The sequence below is a fragment of the Pseudomonas sp. LW8 genome, from assembly GCF_041956865.1.
Taxonomy (GTDB): domain Bacteria; phylum Pseudomonadota; class Gammaproteobacteria; order Pseudomonadales; family Pseudomonadaceae; genus Aquipseudomonas; species Aquipseudomonas siliginis.
Genome location: NZ_CP168138.1, coordinates 181,169 through 197,153, shown reverse-complemented (window position 1 = coordinate 197,153; position 15,985 = coordinate 181,169). Strand labels below are relative to the sequence as shown.

Annotated in this window: 15 protein-coding genes; 5 read left to right on the top strand and 10 right to left on the bottom strand. The window is 59.6% G+C overall.

Going from position 1 to position 15,985, the window contains the following annotated elements:
• Positions 1-89: 89 nt before the first annotated feature.
• Positions 90-380 carry a type II toxin-antitoxin system RelB/DinJ family antitoxin gene (locus AB9L16_RS01085; RefSeq protein WP_056787159.1) on the bottom strand — a complete coding sequence of 97 codons (291 nt, stop codon included), beginning with the start codon at positions 378-380 and terminating at the stop codon, positions 90-92.
• 468 nt (positions 381-848) lie between these two features.
• Between AB9L16_RS01085 and AB9L16_RS01080 the strand changes: the two genes are divergently transcribed.
• On the top strand, positions 849-1,775 hold the full coding sequence (locus AB9L16_RS01080) for a LysR family transcriptional regulator (RefSeq protein WP_122611119.1): 927 nt from the start codon (positions 849-851) through the stop codon (positions 1,773-1,775).
• On the opposite strand, the gene AB9L16_RS01075 is transcribed toward AB9L16_RS01080, so the two are convergent.
• The 9 genes from AB9L16_RS01075 to AB9L16_RS01035 all read right to left on the bottom strand — a co-directional run bounded on the left by AB9L16_RS01075 (position 1,692) and on the right by AB9L16_RS01035 (position 11,564).
• Positions 1,692-2,009 carry an AzlD domain-containing protein gene (locus AB9L16_RS01075; protein ID WP_150637942.1) on the bottom strand — a complete coding sequence of 106 codons (318 nt, stop codon included), beginning with the start codon at positions 2,007-2,009 and terminating at the stop codon, positions 1,692-1,694. The two genes, AB9L16_RS01080 and AB9L16_RS01075, sit on opposite strands and share 84 nt — an antisense overlap.
• Complete coding sequence (locus AB9L16_RS01070; protein ID WP_016772152.1) at positions 1,988-2,704, bottom strand: AzlC family ABC transporter permease; 717 nt, start codon at positions 2,702-2,704, stop codon at positions 1,988-1,990. The genes AB9L16_RS01075 and AB9L16_RS01070 overlap by 22 nt, the downstream gene beginning before the upstream one ends.
• Entirely contained in the window at positions 2,701-3,078 is a 378-nt protein-coding gene (locus AB9L16_RS01065; protein WP_008080517.1) for a GNAT family N-acetyltransferase, read from the bottom strand. The genes AB9L16_RS01070 and AB9L16_RS01065 overlap by 4 nt, the downstream gene beginning before the upstream one ends.
• Positions 3,079-3,157: 79 nt before the next feature.
• Positions 3,158-3,904 carry a 2OG-Fe dioxygenase family protein gene (locus AB9L16_RS01060; protein ID WP_041477502.1) on the bottom strand — a complete coding sequence of 249 codons (747 nt, stop codon included), beginning with the start codon at positions 3,902-3,904 and terminating at the stop codon, positions 3,158-3,160.
• 231 nt (positions 3,905-4,135) lie between these two features.
• Positions 4,136-5,440, bottom strand: a complete 1,305-nt coding sequence (locus tag AB9L16_RS01055) for an OprD family porin (RefSeq protein ID WP_375122983.1) — start codon at positions 5,438-5,440, stop codon at positions 4,136-4,138.
• A 464-nt stretch (positions 5,441-5,904) separates the two neighbouring features.
• Positions 5,905-6,117, bottom strand: a complete 213-nt coding sequence (locus AB9L16_RS01050; RefSeq protein WP_056787152.1) for a hypothetical protein — start codon at positions 6,115-6,117, stop codon at positions 5,905-5,907.
• 245 nt (positions 6,118-6,362) lie between these two features.
• Positions 6,363-7,469, bottom strand: a complete 1,107-nt coding sequence (aguA, locus tag AB9L16_RS01045) for an agmatine deiminase (RefSeq protein WP_150741769.1) — start codon at positions 7,467-7,469, stop codon at positions 6,363-6,365.
• On the bottom strand, positions 7,469-8,347 hold the full coding sequence (aguB, locus tag AB9L16_RS01040) for an N-carbamoylputrescine amidase (protein ID WP_041477498.1): 879 nt from the start codon (positions 8,345-8,347) through the stop codon (positions 7,469-7,471). Before aguB ends, aguA begins: the two co-directional genes overlap by 1 nt.
• 304 nt (positions 8,348-8,651) lie before the next feature.
• The gene (locus tag AB9L16_RS01035; protein WP_375122982.1) at positions 8,652-11,564 is read right to left on the bottom strand and encodes an aminotransferase; all 2,913 of its coding nucleotides are present in this window, start codon (positions 11,562-11,564) and stop codon (positions 8,652-8,654) included.
• Positions 11,565-11,725: 161 nt separating this feature from the next.
• On the opposite strand from AB9L16_RS01035, the gene rfbC reads away from it, so the two are divergent.
• From rfbC to AB9L16_RS01015, 4 genes are read left to right on the top strand one after another with little or no spacing between them, the layout of a single operon-like run.
• On the top strand, positions 11,726-12,271 hold the full coding sequence (rfbC, locus tag AB9L16_RS01030) for a dTDP-4-dehydrorhamnose 3,5-epimerase (protein WP_056787145.1): 546 nt from the start codon (positions 11,726-11,728) through the stop codon (positions 12,269-12,271).
• A 42-nt stretch (positions 12,272-12,313) separates the two neighbouring features.
• Positions 12,314-14,122 (top strand): ATP-binding protein, encoded by a 1,809-nt coding sequence (locus AB9L16_RS01025; protein ID WP_130902949.1) that lies wholly within the window; start codon positions 12,314-12,316, stop codon positions 14,120-14,122.
• Positions 14,119-15,501 carry a sigma-54 dependent transcriptional regulator gene (locus tag AB9L16_RS01020; RefSeq protein WP_041477494.1) on the top strand — a complete coding sequence of 461 codons (1,383 nt, stop codon included), beginning with the start codon at positions 14,119-14,121 and terminating at the stop codon, positions 15,499-15,501. Before AB9L16_RS01025 ends, AB9L16_RS01020 begins: the two co-directional genes overlap by 4 nt.
• The gene (locus tag AB9L16_RS01015) at positions 15,498-15,953 is read left to right on the top strand and encodes a thioesterase domain-containing protein (RefSeq protein ID WP_375122981.1); all 456 of its coding nucleotides are present in this window, start codon (positions 15,498-15,500) and stop codon (positions 15,951-15,953) included. Before AB9L16_RS01020 ends, AB9L16_RS01015 begins: the two co-directional genes overlap by 4 nt.
• The last annotated feature ends 32 nt before the right edge of the window (positions 15,954-15,985 follow it).

The window sequence follows — 15,985 nt, the reverse complement described above, 5'->3', positions numbered from 1 at the left end:
TTCTGCGCTATTTAAACAGTTCTGAATGACTCCCTAAACGATCCCAAGACTTCTTGAATTCAGAAGTCTGTGCACACTGTTTAGGCCGATCAGCGCGTTTTTGCGTTTTCTCCTGTTTCGCCATCAGCATTCCTTAGCATGTCGTCTATCGAGTCGAAACGCTGACGGATTTCTCGTGCTTCCATCATTGCGCGGGCCGTCTTCTCCGATGGAACTCGCACCTCGAAGGGAAGCCCCTGAGTAGCAACAACCTGTCGCAGAAAAAGTCGCATGGCGTCGCTAATGCTCAGCCCGCAAGCGTTCAAGACTTCAGTGGCACGCGCTTTCAAATCCTCATCAATGCGGCAGCGCACATCGGTAGTTTTCAGTAGTGCAGCCATTTCAATTACCTCATCGTGGTTTTGTAGCTACATCAGCGCTACCTCTGCATTGTGTTCGGAGTGATCTTTGTGGGTCAATGCGAAGTTGATAGGTGGTTATCTACCACCATGGCTCGCATGCCAGACATCCATTTCAACTCCTTTGACTGTTGGGCGCTATCAGCTGAATCGTTACTTTACCTGAGACCTATCTGCGTATGACGCAGGCAAAAAGCTAGGAAGATGTAAGCTGTTTCTCTTCGAAAAAAATCTCCCCGCGCACCAAAACCACGCACTTTTTTGACCTTCATCACCCCCACTTCACCAAAAACCCCGATCCTCTGTCAGCCTCCAGCCATCGGCGGGGAAATCAATTCGCTACTAAATCCGCGACAACTATGCTCAGGTGCAGGAATATAGCCGGCATATGGCGCCGTTTCGGTCGTTTCGTAAACAACAATACCCAGCCCACTTCAGAGGGCATTACCCATGGATAGCAGAACCTTACGCAACCTCATGCGCATCGTGCAGACCGGCTCGTTGTCGGCCGCAGCCGAGCATTCGTGCCTGACCGTGCAGGCGTTGGCCGCACAGTTGAACAAGGTCGAAGAGCAGTTCGGTTTCCGCTTGTTTCGCCGCTCCAACAAGGGCCTGACGCTGACGCCGCAAGGTACGGAGCTCACGCCTTACATCGACAAAGTGTTGATCGCCACGCGACAGATGGAAGAAAAGGTCGAGGCGCTGAAGGTGCCCGGGCAGCGCACGTTGAAGGTGGCGTTGAACAACACCCTGTCGCCTGATTTCAACCGACGCATGATCGGACGCCTGATTGAGGTGTTTCCCGATTACCAGATGGAATTCAGCTACGCCGAGTCGATGGAAAACCTCAGCAAGCTGAAGAACGAAGATTTTGACCTTGCCGTGCTGATCGGCCCGCAGCGGCCGGGGCTGCCGAGCATCGTGCTGCCAGAGGTGCAGGTGCAGGTGGTCGGTGCGCATTGCGGTCAGGAAAACGATCCGCTGACCTTGCTGGGCAACAAGTTTCAGGTGCGTCCTGCGGAAGATTGTCCGTATTCCCACAGCTTCTTGCGGTTTCTCGACGCCGGGCTAGGCAATCACGAGAACGGCCAGCGCATGGTCTATTCCTGCAGCGAAACCCTGACGCTGTCGTTGATCACGCAGATGGATGCGGTCGGCATGGTCTCGCGTGAAGCGGCGCAGAAGAACGGTCTGACGATTTTTCCCGGTTTCGAGGATTTCCTCGAAGTGCGCCTGGCGGTAAACAATCCGGAGCTGTCGCACCAGGCGCTGAACGACGTCGTTGATCTGCCGCTACATGAACGAGCCGAGCGCAATGTACGCAGCCGTCCCCACCGCCACACTGAGAAAGAGGTTTTTGCTGAAATACGCACATAGCAACGTCGGAATCGCAGCATAGAATTCCGGGCGATCGAGCTGGATCTGCCGATCCTTGACCAACAGGGGTGTGAGGCTGATCGCAGCGACGATCGCCACCGGCAGATATTCCAGCGCCCGCGCCACGAAGGGCGGCCAGTGTTCGGTGTTGATCTGCAGTGGCAAGGCGCGCGGCAGGAATGTCACCGCCATCATCAGCACCACCACCAGAATCAGGAACGTTTGGTCAGGCATACACCCACTCCGCAGCCCACGAACGTGGCGATAAATACGTTGAAGGGCGAACTGCCGATCAGGCTCAGCGCACCCATGCAGACCACGGCGGCAGCGGCGGCAATCAGTTTGTTGCGCGTGTTGCACAGCGAGACCAGCACGTAGAGCATCATCGCCGTCAGCGCGTAGTCGAGCTGATACTTGATCAAGTGCGCCGCGTACTGCGCGCAGACCGCACCGAGCAGACCGCCGAGCACCCACGAGGTGTGACAGAACAGGTTGAAGCCGATCAGGTAACGCACATTGACCGGTGCGCCCGTGCCAAGCTTGACGCTGTGAAAGGCGAAGGATTCATCCGTCAGGCCACCGGCGTAAGCCCAACGCTCCATGCGGCTCAAACCAAGGGCGCGCAGCGCCTTGGCCATGTACACCGACATCAGCATGTGCCGCGCATTGATCAGGAAAGTGGTCAGCACAATGGTGGTCAGCGAGGCGCCGCTGGAGATCAGCGCCAGCGCGGCGAACTGCGAGGCGCCGGCATAGACAAACAAGCACATCGCTACTGGCAGCCACATCGGCAGACCGGCGTTGACCGCCATCAGCCCGAAGACAAACGACACGGTGAAATACCCGGCGACCACCGGGCTGGCTTCGGCAAACGTGCGCGACGGCTGATGAGTCGCCATCAGCGGCGCGCTGCCGGACCTTTCATTCATAGATCCCTCTCAAATGTTCGTTCGCCGTGAGGCTCGCAAAAACCCTGGGCAGTCCAGAATCGCTTGCCCGCGAGGTTAGCATCGTCGACGAACAGAAACATCCGCAGCACCCCGACCCGTTTCATGTCGGACGACGCTGCTTCAACCAGACGCTGGCCCACGCCCTGGCTGCGGTAGCGCGGGCTCACGGCCAGATGATTGATCGTGCCGCGACTGCCGAGCATGCCGCCGAGCACCGCGCCGACGATCTCGCCAGCCACATCGAACGCCAGATACGCCGTGGTGGTTTTCTGGATCAACACGCCGCGCAGGCATTTGGCGTCCTGCCATTCGCAGAACGACACTTCGTCGAACTGGCGGAAGAAGCGCTCCATGCGTTGCGCATCCTTGGCGGTGGCGCGGCGCAGTACCACTGGCGTCGAGCACTCGACGCCGTCGATTGGGGTGATCTGATTAGCGAACAATGTCGAAAGCGGTCCCGGGCCGCGAGAAGGAAATCGCCAGAATCTGCCGGTACGCCATGGCATGGGTGTGGGTATTGCGCGCCGGGGTCACGTAGTGGCGCATGTCGCGATCGAGGAAGAAGGTGGTATCGAGAATTTCCTCGTAGGTGGTCGCCGCCAGCTGATGCTCGTGGATGTCGTACAGTCGACTCTCGGCACCCTCTACGTTACTGCGGCCCCAGAAGTGCACACCGCTGAACGGATAGCCGTCGCAATGAATACCTTCAGGAGTGATTTCCAGCTGTTTGCCGGGTTTGATCTCGATGCGGATCTGATGGATCTGGCACTGCCAGATTTCATCGTGCAACTCTTCCGGCAGGACACTTTTGTACACTTCGAAATCGGTGTCGATCAGGCTGCGCATCACCGGCGAGGAGATCACTTCCTCGGAAAAGTCCTGGAAGTGGCGCACCACGCCACCGACGTAAGCGTTGTTCTCTTTCGATTGCACATAAGCGCGATGCTCAAGTTGCTTGAGCTCGCGGGTTTTCGGGTTGTATTCAAAGTCGCTGTAACGACGATAACGCATGCCGGCTTCGGCCTGACCGTAGTAGCTGTCTGGCTCCATGTTTTCCCAACTTTTGGTCAGTCTGACGAAGTCGGCAAAATGACCGTAGAGATTGAAGTCACCACCCTGGACGTTGACAAACTTGTCGCGCCGTAGCGATTCGCCCACTTCTCTGTTCAAAACGATCATTACCAAATTCTCCGCTGCGTTGAACGCCCTAATCTATTGGGTGGAGAATTTGCGTCCATGAGAAAGAATTTCAGGCATTTGAAGCACTGCTTGAAACGGAATCTGCAGCGCTTGAAAAACGAGTTTTACATGACAAAAACACCGGTTATTTGCGGTTTTCGCTGAAGAACCGGCGAAAAAAAACCCCGATCGAATCGAGGTTTTCTCATTTCTCTTACAGCGGATCGATCATCAGAAGATGTTGATCGGATAGTCCACGAATACACGCAGCTCGTTACCGCTGACGTTGTACTCGCTGGATTTCTGCGACACGCGCAGGATCGAGCTGCGCAACTTCACGCTCAGGTCTTTGGCCGGGCCACTCTGCACGACGTACTTGAACTGGTTGAAGATTTCGCGCTCGGTGCCGCCTTCGCTGGTGGACGTGGTGATGTTGTCGCCGCGCACGTAAGCGAAGTTGTAGCTCAGACCCGGAACGCCGAACGAACCAAAGTCCAGACCGTAACCCAGCTGCCAGCTGCGTTCGTCTTCGGCGTTGAAGTCAGACCAGTAGGAGTTGGCCAGATAGATGGAGTTACCACCGTCGCCGACACGGCCCTGATCTTTCTGGTAGCCGCCGTAGGCATAACCGAGGTTGCTGTCGCCGGTGGAACGCTGATGCGCCATGGTGAACGAGTGCGGGCCGGTGGCGAAGGTGGCTGCCAGGCTCCAGATCTTGTTGTCGCGACCGGTGACGATGCTTTCGCCCGGCACGGTGTTTTCGCGTACGTACGAGCTGTCCAGCTTGGTGCGATAACCGTTGAAATCCAGGGTCAGCGACTGATCCTTGTTGAACGGAATCACATAGTTGGCATTCACGTACTGTTTCTTCAAGACGTCCTCAACGTCGGAGGCGTACAGCGCGCCTTTGAAGTTTTCGGTGAACTGATAGCTGCCGCCCAACACGTTGATCGACTTCAGACCGCCGCTGTCACGGCCTTCATCGCTTTTGCGCGACTCGGCAGTGAAACGCCCGGCGTTTAATTCCAGGCCTTTGATCTCACGGGAGGTGATCAAAGTACCGGTATAGCTTTCCGGCAGCAGACGCACGTTGTCGTAGCTCAGCACCGGCAGGGCCGGCATCTGGTCGCCGTAGGTCAGTACAGTGTTGGACACACGGAACTTGACCGCAGCACCGCCCTTGGCGATGTCGTGGTTCGCGCGACCATCATTTTCCTGTTTGAAGAAGTCGATGCCGCCGGCGCCGCTACGGCCCTTGCCGCCGTCCAGGCGCAATGCGTACAGACCGAAAGCGTCCACACCGACACCTACGGTGCCTTGGGTGAAGCCCGACGAGAACGTACCGATGGCCGCTTGGCCCCATTCGGCCTTGTCCTTGTTACCGTCTTTGTAATCACGATTGATGTAGGCGTTGCGCAGCAGCACTTTCAGGCTGCTGTCTTCAACGAAACCCTTGGATTCGGCCTGGTCGTTAGCCATGGCCTGTGTAGCACTCAACATCCCCAGTGCGATCAGACTGATTCGCTTGTTCAACATTTTGTTTTCCTTATTACGGGTTGAAACGCGCTGTGTCGAACGGCTGAAACGGCGCTTTCTGCACTCTTGTATTCACCCCGAAACAAAAAAGCCCGCCGACGTTAACGTCATGGCGGGCCTGCTCCTTATTTTGAGTCATGGCGGTTAGCCACAGGCGTTGGGCCGAATCGTAGCCGCGCCCTGAACTGTGTGTCAATTTCAAGAATCGTCTTTAAATAGGCGAAAAACGTCTAAGAAACGTATTTTTTTTGCTGGGCTGTTGCAGAAAAAACGGATTAAACAGGGAGTTCTGAACTGTGGGAGCAAGCCTGCTCTGGAAGCGCTGGATCAGTTAACAAAGTCATTGGCAGTGCTGACGCCTTCGCGAGCAGGCTCGCTCCCACTTTTGAATACCTGTGGATAAAAATCAGGCCAAAAAAAGCGCCGCCATCCCGGCAGCGCTTTTTGACCAATCCCTGTTGTTCCTATCCTTCCATCACATCCCACAAGGCTTCCAGCTCGGCCTCGCTGAACAGGCCAGCGGGGTAGCGCTCGATCATCATCCGGCGCGGATCAGGTTCTCTGATCTGACGCGTTCCATTGGACTTCAACCAGTGCGCGACAAGCTGGAGCGATTCGCCGTTGACGGCCATGGGATGCACAGTCCGCTCGCTGATTACGTTCACTTCGGCGTTCATTTCAGCGCTCTCTCCCCGTTCGTGAGCGGCTACGTTATCCAAGGTTTGTGACAGAACTGTTGAAGTTCCCCTCCCTCCCTAGTGCATCAGGAGCAATACAAGAGCTATGCCAAGGCGACTCGAATGTCGACCGGCGGATACAAACAAGCCCGCGGTCCTGACGGGCCGCGGGCTTGCTTTCATGCTGAGCGAGCTAATCATTGCCTGGCTGATTTGTTAATCAACTCAAGCTGTTACGACTCAACTCACTCTTTGTGCGGCGCTGGCTGCTGTTGGGTAAGGCAGTGAATATTGCCGCCACCCAGTAACAGTTCACGGCCCGGCACCATCACCACTTCGTGCTGCGGGAACAGCTTCTGCAGGATTTCCCTGGCCGGGGCATCCATCGGGTCGTCGAAGCTCGGCGCGATGATGCCACCGTTGACGATCAGGAAGTTCACGTAGGAGCCGGCCAGGCGCACGGAAGGGTTGCGCTCCTGCGAACCGTCCACCGCATCGACGCCGGCACACTCTTCTTCGGTCGCGTACAGCGGCCCCGGAATCGGCATTTTGTGCACCGTGAACGGGCGGCCCTTGGCGTCGGTGCTGCTTTGCAGCACTTGCATCGCGGCCTGGCAGCGCGGGTAGTTCGGATCCTGCGGATCATCGGTCCACGCCAGCAGCACTTCGCCCGGACGCACGTAGCAGCAGAAGTTATCCACATGGCCGTCGGTTTCATCGTTGAACAAGCCATCCGGCAACCAGATGATCTTGTCCACAGACAGGTTGTCGCTGAGTACGGCTTCGATTTCTTCGCGGCTCAGGTGCGGGTTGCGATTGCGGTTGAGCAAGCATTCTTCGGTGGTGATCAGCGTGCCTTCGCCGTCGACATGAATCGAACCGCCTTCGAGCACGAAACCTTCGGTGCGGTAACGTGGACTGCGTTCGATCTCGAGGATCTTGCCGCCGACCTGCGAATCACGGTTCCACGGTGCATACAGGCCGCCATCGAAACCGCCCCAGGCGTTGAAATCCCAGTTCACACCGCGCACTTCGCCATGGTTATTGATAACGAAGGTCGGGCCGCTGTCACGAACCCAGGCATCGTCGCTGGACATTTCCACCACGCGGATATTCGGCACGTCGAGGCGCGCGCGGGCGTTTTCGTATTGGCCGGCGGAGACGGCAACGGTCACCGGCTCGAAGCGGGCGATGGCTTTGGCCACTGTGGCGTGCGCGGCCTGCGCCGGTTTGCCACCCAGACGCCAGTTGTCCGGGCGCTCGGGCCAGATCATCCAGGTCTGGGTTTGTGGCGCCCACTCGGCCGGCATGTAGAAGCCGTCGGCGCGCGGGGTACTTTTCAATGTGGTCATCAGGACTCCAGGGAACCGTCGAGGGTTTTCAACGCGCCGTACAGATTCGGCCGGCGGTCGCGGAATGAACCCCACGCGCTGCGAATATGTTCCAGCTCGTCGAGGTTGAACGTGTGCACAAGAATACCTTCTTCGGTTTTATTCAGCTCCTGCACTTTTTCGCCGAACTGGTTGGCGATGAACGAAGAGCCATAGAAGGTGATGTCGTAGCCGTCCTGCTCTTCATTGCCGATGCGGTTGCTGGCAACCAGCGGCATCAGGTTGGCGCCGGCATGGCCCTGCTGCACTCGCTGCCAGTGGTCGCGCGAAGAAATGGTCTTGTCGTGCGGCTCGCTGCCGATCGCGGTTGGATAAAAGAGAATTTCCGCGCCTTGCAGGGCCATGCTGCGCGCCGCTTCCGGGAACCACTGGTCCCAGCAGATGCCGACGCCGATTTTCGCGTAACGGGTATTCCACACCTTGAAGCCGGTGTCGCCCGGGTTGAAGTAATACTTCTCGTGATAGCCCGGGCCGTCCGGAATGTGGCTTTTACGATAAATTCCGAGGTTGCTGCCGTCGGCGTCGATGATCGCGATGCTGTTGAAGCGTGCACGCCCGGCCAGTTCGTAGAAGCTGATCGGCAGCACCACTTGCAGCTCTTTGGCAATTTTCCGGAAATGCTTGATGGCGACGTTTTCTTCAACCGTCGTTGCCAGTTGCAGGTAATCCGGATTGGGCTTCTGGCAGAAGTACGGCGCCTCGAACAGTTCCTGGATGAGGATGATCTGCGCGCCTTTGCCGGCGGCTTCACGGACCAGTCTTTCAGCGGTTTCGAGGTTGGCTTCCAGGTCCCACGAACAGGCCATCTGCGTGGCGGCGACGGTAACGATACGGCTCATGAATCATCTCCGGACTAGTGCTTTGACGGTCGAAGAATTCGACCGAAAGAAAACGCGTGCACCGGACAAAAAATCGTCATGCCGGAGCAATGGCGAATTTATAACCGATAAATATCGGCTTTAAAAGCTATAAATCAGTAATCTCTTCGTTTGAACGCTAATTAAATCGATACAAATCGAACTTAAGAGCGAAAAAAAATGTGGGAGCGAGCCTGCTCGCGAATGCGCTGTGTCAGTCACCGCATGTGGCGACTGATACACAGCTTTCGCGAGCAGGCTCGCTCCCACAGGGGATGTGCCTTGCTTACAGGCCTTCGCTCAACACCCGATCCAGCATGTCGACAAAGAAATCCACGCTCTGGCGCGACGTCACCATCGGTGGCTTGATCTTGAGGATGTTCAAGTCATCGCCCGTCGGCTGCATGAAGATCCCCAACTCGCGCAGGCGGTCACACAGCAACGCAGTCTCGGCGGTTGCCGGTTCCAGCGTCTGCCGATTGCGGATCAGCTCCAGCCCCAGATAAAACCCGGAGCCGTGCACCGCGCCGACCAGCGGATGTTTATCGATTAACGCTTCCAGGCGCGCCTTGAAGTAACCGCCGACGACCTGGGCGTTTTCCCAGAGCTTTTCCTCCTCCATCACATCGAGCACCGCCATGCCGATCTGGCAACTGACCGGACTGCCGCCCGCCGAGGAAAAGAAATAACCTTCGGCCTCCAGCGCCTCGGCGATTTCCCGGCGGGTGATCACCGCGCCAAGTGGCTGGCCGTTACCCATGCCTTTGGCCATGGTGATGATGTCCGGCACCACGCCCTGCTCTTCGAAGCCCCAGAAAAAGTGGCCCATGCGCCCGTAACCGACCTGCACTTCGTCAGCGATGCACACCCCGCCCTGCGCGCGGACCTTTTCATACACCTGCGGCAAATAGCCCGGCGGTAAAGAAATACCTCCGGCATTGCCGTAGACCGGCTCGCAGATGAAACCGGCCAGTTGCCGCTTCTGCTCGGCCAGTTTTTGCAGATGATGCTCGACGCTGCGCACGTAATCAGGCGCCGAATCGGCGCCACGGAACTCGCCGCGATACGTGTTCGGCGCTGGCACTGGGTGAACCCAGTCCGGGCGACTTTCCAGCGCCTTGGGGTTGTCGGCAATCGACGTCGATACCGCATCGGCACCGATCGTCCAGCCGTGATACGCCTCGAGCACGCTGATCATGTCGCGCCCGCCGCTGTAGGCCCAGGCCAAACGAATCGCCAGGTCATTGGCCTCGCTGCCGCTGTTGACCAGAAACACGCGATCCATGCCCTTCGGCGCCAGCTTGAGCAAGCGCTCGGAGAACTCGGCGACCGCCGCATAGTTGAAGCGCGAATTGGTATTGAGCAACGACCACTGCCGCGCCGCGACCGCCGCCATCCGAGGGTGACCATGGCCGAGAACCGCGACGTTGTTGAGCATGTCCAGATAGGAGCGGCCGTGCATATCAATCAGGTGATTGCGCCAGCCGCGTTCAATACGTGGCGGGTCAACGTAATAGTGTTTTTGCGTGCGGGCGAAACTGGCATCGCGGCGTTCAAGCAGGGTTTGCGCGTCCAGCTCAGGCTCGGCGTCGCAGGCCAGCCCGAGCAACGTCGCCGGCGACGGGCACGACGCCTGCCACGCGGATGCACGGGACGGCGTGCAGAACAGCGGCGCGTCGAGTTCCGCTCCCCGGCACATCTGCACTAGCAGCGAACCCGTGACCGCACCGAGTTTCTGGCCTCTATCCACTGCCACCCCATGTTCAAGAACAGGCGTCACGCCCCACAGGCGAACACTGAACTGTGGGCCATCGAGTTGCAGCGCACCGTTTGCCGCTTGATTCAGAACGCCAGCGAACGGTGCTTGAACTTCGGTTCCGGTCGGCACACGCAATTCGACATGCAACGGGAACGTATCCGGTTCAGTCGCACTGTCCGGGCGGGTGCGTGACAAGCGGTACTGGCCATAACGCGTCGCCGCCAGCCCATGCACCGCTGCGGCCTCTGTCAGCAAACGCTGATCAATGCCCGGTTGCTCCCAATTGCCCGCTTCGAAATGCGGACTCAACACGCCCAGATCGATCAGCGCAAATTCACGCCCGACCAGCCCTGGCAACAACGGTGCAAATTCTGTGTTTTCGGCCTCTGGCACAGTCAGTCCCACGGCTGTGAGAATCGCCGCTTCCATCAGCGCCTGTGGCACCGAGGTCGCGACGCGGAAGATTTCCCACTCGTGGCTGAGATTGTCGCGGCTATAAGTATTGGCGGGATCGATGCTCACCTGTTGCTCGCCACTGAGCACCAGCACCGCCGCCCGCGCCACGATCAATGGCCACAGCGCTTGCAGCTCAGCGTACTGCAACGGATTGACCGCGTGATAAGCCTTGACCGCCGGCAGGATGACAAACGGATCGCCATCGGCGTGATGCAGCAAAGCCGCACAGGTCACGGACAAATCAGTGATGCGCCAGGTGCGCACCAGATCACCGAAATCGATCACACCCTGCAACTGCCAATGCCGCTGGGCATCACGCGCCCAGACGACGTTGTCATCGGTGATATCCATGTGAATCGCCTGCACCGGCAGCTTGTCCAGCAGCGGCTGCAAACAGCGCTCGGCCTGCTCGGCGGCAGCGCTGATCACCGCACGCTGCTGCACGTCCGAGATCACCGGCAACAGATGACTGATCAAAGCGTTGGCGTGACGCGCGTCCCACTGCAAGGTGCGTTCAAGGCCCGGGTGATCGAAGCCTGCGAGCGCCAGATCCATCTCGCCACAGAGTCGGCCAAACCCGGCAACCACGTCCTGGCCAAGATGATCGAAATCGGTCAACGGCTGCCCGTCGATGTACTCCAACAACCGCACATGCACCGTTTCGCCATTGGCTTGCAACGACAACAGATCCGCACCGTTATTGGCTGCGATGACGCGCGGCACCTTGATCGCCGAGTGCTCGGCCAGATAATTGAGGCCTGCGTGCTGGGCTTGCAGTTCCACAAGAGCGTAGTCGCCACGACAGACTTTCAACACGAAGCGCCCATTTGCGCTGTCGACGCGGTAATTCAGATCCTGCTGGCTGCCCAGCGCCTGCAACGTGCCGCTGAGCCCGTAATGTTCGGCCAGCCATTGCAGCGCCTGCGCCTCTGAAACCTGCGGACCGGGCAAACTGGCGCGATGAATCAACGTGGCGAGCGGCATGAAACGACCCCTGAAATTTTATTAGGCGCTTATATCGCCATTGCCTTGGCGGTTACGCAACCCCCAGCGTGACTGAACGGCCCAATTCAAACCGAACGCTCGCGCCCTGCAGCACTTTGCGCAAGAATGTCGGCCATTCACACCTGTCTATGGAAATCCTCATGAATGTCATCACCACCGATCTGCCCGGTGTTCTGATCATCGAACCCAAGGTGTTCGGCGACGAGCGCGGTTTTTTCTACGAGAGTTTCAATGCCAAAGCGTTTCAGGACGCCACCGGTCTGGATACGCAATTTGTGCAGGACAACCATTCGCGCTCGCAAAAAGGCGTGCTGCGTGGCCTGCATTACCAGTTGCAGAACACCCAGGGCAAACTGGTTCGCGTGACCGCGGGTGAAGTGCTTGATGTGGCGGTGGACATCCGTCGCAGTTCGCCGCATTTCGGCAAGTCGGTGGCGGTGCGCCTGTCGGCGGAAAACCATCGCCAACTGTGGGTACCGGAAGGTTTCGCTCACGGCTTCGTGGTGCTGAGCGAGTTCGCCGAATTCCTCTACAAGACCACCAACTATTACGACCCGTCCTCCGAGCGCAGCATTCGCTGGGACGACCCGGCGCTGGGCATCGACTGGCAACTGGACGAAGCGCCGAAGCTGTCGGCCAAGGACCAGGCGGCTGCGCTGCTCAAGGACGCTGACGTCTTCGCCTGAGGCCGGGCATAATGCGCCTGTCCCTACAGGCGTATCCGGCACATGAAACCACCGCTTCCCCGCAGACCCCGCTGGCGTAGCCTCGCGCTGTTGGCCCTGTGCCTGGCGCCGCTGCTGTGGCCGCTGGAACATCTTGCCGAGCGCTATTACCGCAGCGAACTCGCCGGGCAGAATCGCCAGACCCTCGATCTCTACGTCGCCAACCTGCTCGGCACCCTGCATCGCTATGAAGTGTTGCCGCAGATTCTCGGCGATCTGCCGGCCCTGCGCGCGGTGCTCGGTGCGCCGGACGACGGCGTGACCCAAGGCAACGCCAATCGCCTGCTGAAAAACATCGCCGCGCAGACCGGCGCTGAAGTGATGTACCTGATGGACACGTCCGGCCAGACACTGGCGGCGTCGAACTGGGACAAACGCGACAGCTTCGTCGGCCGCAACTTCGCCTTCCGCCCGTATTTCAGTGAAGCCATGGCCGGGCGCCTCGGGCGCTTCTTCGGCCTCGGCACCACCTCGGCCAAACGCGGCTATTTCTTCGCCGCTGCTGTGCGCAACGGCGAGAAAATCATCGGCGTGCTGGTGATCAAGGTCGACCTCGACCATACCGAAAGCCTGTGGGGCAAAACCCCGGAACAACTGCTGGTGACCGACCATAACGGCGTGGTCATCCTGACGTCGCGCCCGGAATGGCGTTTCCGCTCCACTCGCGAGTTGAGCGATGCCGAGCGCGCCGCGATCACTGCGATCCAGCCCTATCCGACCCGTGAACCCCGGCCGCTGAACCTGAGCCCCGACGCCTGGCTGACGCAGACCCACGACATCGCCGAGACCGGCTGGAGCGTGAGCATCCTCGCCCCGCGCACGCTGATCGATCGTCCGGTGCGCACGGTGGTCGCGATCGGCGGCGCCACACTGTTGGTGGTGATGCTGCTGGTGGGTTTGATGATGCAGCGTCGCCGGCACTATCTGGAGCGCATCGCCTTCGAGGCCAAGGCCCGCCGCGAACTGGAAGGCCGGGTGGCTGAACGTACCAGCGATCTGGAGGGCCTCAACCGGCGTTTGAAGCAGGAAGTGCTCGAGCGTGAGCAGGCGCAGCAGGAGCTGGTGCGCGCCCAGGACGATCTGGTCCAGGCCGGCAAACTGTCAGCGCTGGGGACCATGTCGGCGAGCATCAGTCACGAACTCAATCAGCCGCTGGCGGCGATTCGGAGCTATGCGGAAAACGCCGAAGTGCTGCTCGATCATCAGCGCACCGAGGACGCGCGCGGCAACCTCAAGCTGATCAGCGAACTGACCGGGCGCATGGCCTCGATCATCGCCCATTTGCGTGCCTTCGCTCGGCGCGATCGCCACGCACCGGAAAGCGTCGCTCTGCAACCGGCGCTGGACGATGCGCTGGCATTGCTGGCCAAACGTCGGCGCAGCATGGAAGTCGAACTGATCCGCGACCTGCCCGCCGCGACGCTGTGGGTCGAGGCCGGCGAAACCCGACTGCGCCAGGTGCTCGGCAATCTGCTGGCCAACGCCCTCGATGCGCTCACCGAAAAAGGCCCGCCGCGCAAGTTGTGGCTGAGTGCCGAAGCCACCGCCGACGGCGTCAATCTGTACATTCGCGACAATGGCCCCGGGTTCTGCATGGAAGCTCTTGGCCGCGCCAGCGAGCCCTTTTACACCACCAAGACCCGCACACAGGGTCTGGGTCTGGGACTGGCCATTTGTGAAACGCTGATGCGCGCCTTTGGTGGCGAGCTGTCGTTCGCCAACCACAAACAAGGCGGTGCCCTGATTACCCTGCGCCTGCGCGCCGGCGCGCCCGGAGTCAGCCTGCAACCGTCCGAGGATCGAAGTGCATGACCATCGACAATCGCATCCAGGTAGTGTTGATCGACGACGATCCGCACTTGCGCCAGGCTCTCGGCCAGACCCTGGACCTGGCCGGCCTGAAAATTCTGCCGCTGTCCGAAGCCAAAGGGCTGGCCGCGCAACTTGAGCGAGACTGGCCGGGGGTGGTGGTCAGCGACATCCGTATGCCGGGCATGGACGGCCTCGAACTGTTGAGCGAGTTGCATGCACAGGATCCCGAGTTGCCGGTGCTGCTGATCACCGGCCATGGCGACGTACCGCTGGCAGTGCAAGCGATGCGCGCCGGTGCTTACGATTTTCTGGAAAAGCCCTTTGCCAGCGATGCACTGCTCGACAGCGTCCGTCGCGCCCTCGCGCTACGGCGGCTGGTGCTGGACAACCGCAGCCTGCGTCTGGCCTTGAGCGACCGCAACGAATTGAGCGCTCGGCTGGTCGGCCATTCGACGCCAATGCTGCGCCTGCGTGAACAGATCGGCGCGCTGGCGGCGACCAAGGCCGACGTGCTGATCCTCGGCGAAACCGGTGCCGGCAAAGAGGTGGTGGCCCGCGCGCTGCACGATTTGTCGAGCCGCCGCAACGGCCCGTTCGTGGCGATCAACGCCGGCGCCCTGGCCGAATCGGTGGTGGAAAGCGAGCTGTTCGGCCACGAGCCCGGCGCCTTCACCGGCGCGCAGAAGCGTCGCATCGGCAAATTCGAATTCGCCAACGGCGGCACGCTGTTTCTCGACGAAATCGAAAGCATGAGCATGGACGTGCAAGTGAAACTGCTGCGCATGCTCCAGGAGCGGGTCGTCGAGCGCCTGGGCGGCAATCAGTTGATCCCGCTGGACATCCGCGTCATCGCCGCGACCAAGGAAGACCTGCGCCAGGCGGCGGATCAGGGCCGCTTCCGCGCCGACTTGTATTACCGCCTCAACGTCGCGCCGCTGCGCATCCCGCCGTTGCGCGAACGCGGCGAAGACGCACTGGTGTTGTTCCAGCATTACGCCGATGAAGCCAGCGCCCGTCACGGCTTGCCGCCCCACGAGCTGCAACCGGCACACCGCGCCCTGCTGCTGCGCCACACTTGGCCAGGCAATGTACGTGAACTGCAAAATGCCGCCGAACGCTTCGCCCTCGGCCTTGAACTGGCACTGGACAACAGCGCTGATGGCAGCGGCGGCGCGCCTGTAGAAGTGGTCAGCGGCGGCCTCAGCGAGCAAGTCGAAAACTTCGAAAAATCGTTGATAGCCGCCGAACTGGCGCGCTCGCACAGCTCGGTGCGCAGCCTCGCCGAAGCTCTGGGTATTCCGCGCAAGACCCTGCATGACAAGCTGCGCAAACACGGTCTGAATTTCGGCGACAGCAGCCACGGGGAAGACAACGAATGAGCAGCGAAAGCGAATACCTGCAAACGGTGCTGCATCACGACATTCCGCTGACCGCCGAAATGGGCCTCGAGGTGCTTGAGTGGCGCGAGCAGCAACTGAGCCTGCACCTGCCGCTCGCGCCCAACGTCAATCACAAGAGCACCATGTTTGGCGGCAGCCTGTATTGCGCAGCGGTGCTGGCCGGTTGGGGCTGGTTGCATTTACGTTTGAAGGAAGAAGGGATTGCCGACGGACATATCGTCATTCAGGAAGGGCAGATCAGTTATCCGCTGCCGGTGACGGGAGACGCCATGGCCATTTGCCCGGCGCCGGATGCGGCAGTCTGGAAACGGTTCGTGGCGATGTATCGGCGATATGGACGGGCGCGGCTGACGCTGGATACGCGGATCCTGAATGCGGGAAGTGAAGACGATGCGGTGAGATTTACCGGGCAGTACGTTTTGCACCGTTGAAGATCAACAGCCCCTCACCCTAGCCCTCTCCC

What these genes read in the sequence shown, in the direction of transcription:
- AB9L16_RS01085 (WP_056787159.1), bottom strand. Translation starts at nt 380, where the DNA reads ATGGCTGCACTACTGAAAACTACCGATGTGCGCTGCCGCATTGATGAG.
- AB9L16_RS01080 (WP_122611119.1), top strand. Translation starts at nt 849, where the DNA reads ATGGATAGCAGAACCTTACGCAACCTCATGCGCATCGTGCAGACCGGC.
- AB9L16_RS01075 (WP_150637942.1), bottom strand. Translation starts at nt 2,009, where the DNA reads ATGCCTGACCAAACGTTCCTGATTCTGGTGGTGGTGCTGATGATGGCG.
- AB9L16_RS01070 (WP_016772152.1), bottom strand. Translation starts at nt 2,704, where the DNA reads ATGAATGAAAGGTCCGGCAGCGCGCCGCTGATGGCGACTCATCAGCCG.
- AB9L16_RS01065 (WP_008080517.1), bottom strand. Translation starts at nt 3,078, where the DNA reads ATGGAGCGCTTCTTCCGCCAGTTCGACGAAGTGTCGTTCTGCGAATGG.
- AB9L16_RS01060 (WP_041477502.1), bottom strand. Translation starts at nt 3,904, where the DNA reads ATGATCGTTTTGAACAGAGAAGTGGGCGAATCGCTACGGCGCGACAAG.
- AB9L16_RS01055 (WP_375122983.1), bottom strand. Translation starts at nt 5,440, where the DNA reads ATGTTGAACAAGCGAATCAGTCTGATCGCACTGGGGATGTTGAGTGCT.
- AB9L16_RS01050 (WP_056787152.1), bottom strand. Translation starts at nt 6,117, where the DNA reads ATGAACGCCGAAGTGAACGTAATCAGCGAGCGGACTGTGCATCCCATG.
- aguA (WP_150741769.1), bottom strand. Translation starts at nt 7,469, where the DNA reads ATGACCACATTGAAAAGTACCCCGCGCGCCGACGGCTTCTACATGCCG.
- aguB (WP_041477498.1), bottom strand. Translation starts at nt 8,347, where the DNA reads ATGAGCCGTATCGTTACCGTCGCCGCCACGCAGATGGCCTGTTCGTGG.
- AB9L16_RS01035 (WP_375122982.1), bottom strand. Translation starts at nt 11,564, where the DNA reads ATGCCGCTCGCCACGTTGATTCATCGCGCCAGTTTGCCCGGTCCGCAG.
- rfbC (WP_056787145.1), top strand. Translation starts at nt 11,726, where the DNA reads ATGAATGTCATCACCACCGATCTGCCCGGTGTTCTGATCATCGAACCC.
- AB9L16_RS01025 (WP_130902949.1), top strand. Translation starts at nt 12,314, where the DNA reads ATGAAACCACCGCTTCCCCGCAGACCCCGCTGGCGTAGCCTCGCGCTG.
- AB9L16_RS01020 (WP_041477494.1), top strand. Translation starts at nt 14,119, where the DNA reads ATGACCATCGACAATCGCATCCAGGTAGTGTTGATCGACGACGATCCG.
- AB9L16_RS01015 (WP_375122981.1), top strand. Translation starts at nt 15,498, where the DNA reads ATGAGCAGCGAAAGCGAATACCTGCAAACGGTGCTGCATCACGACATT.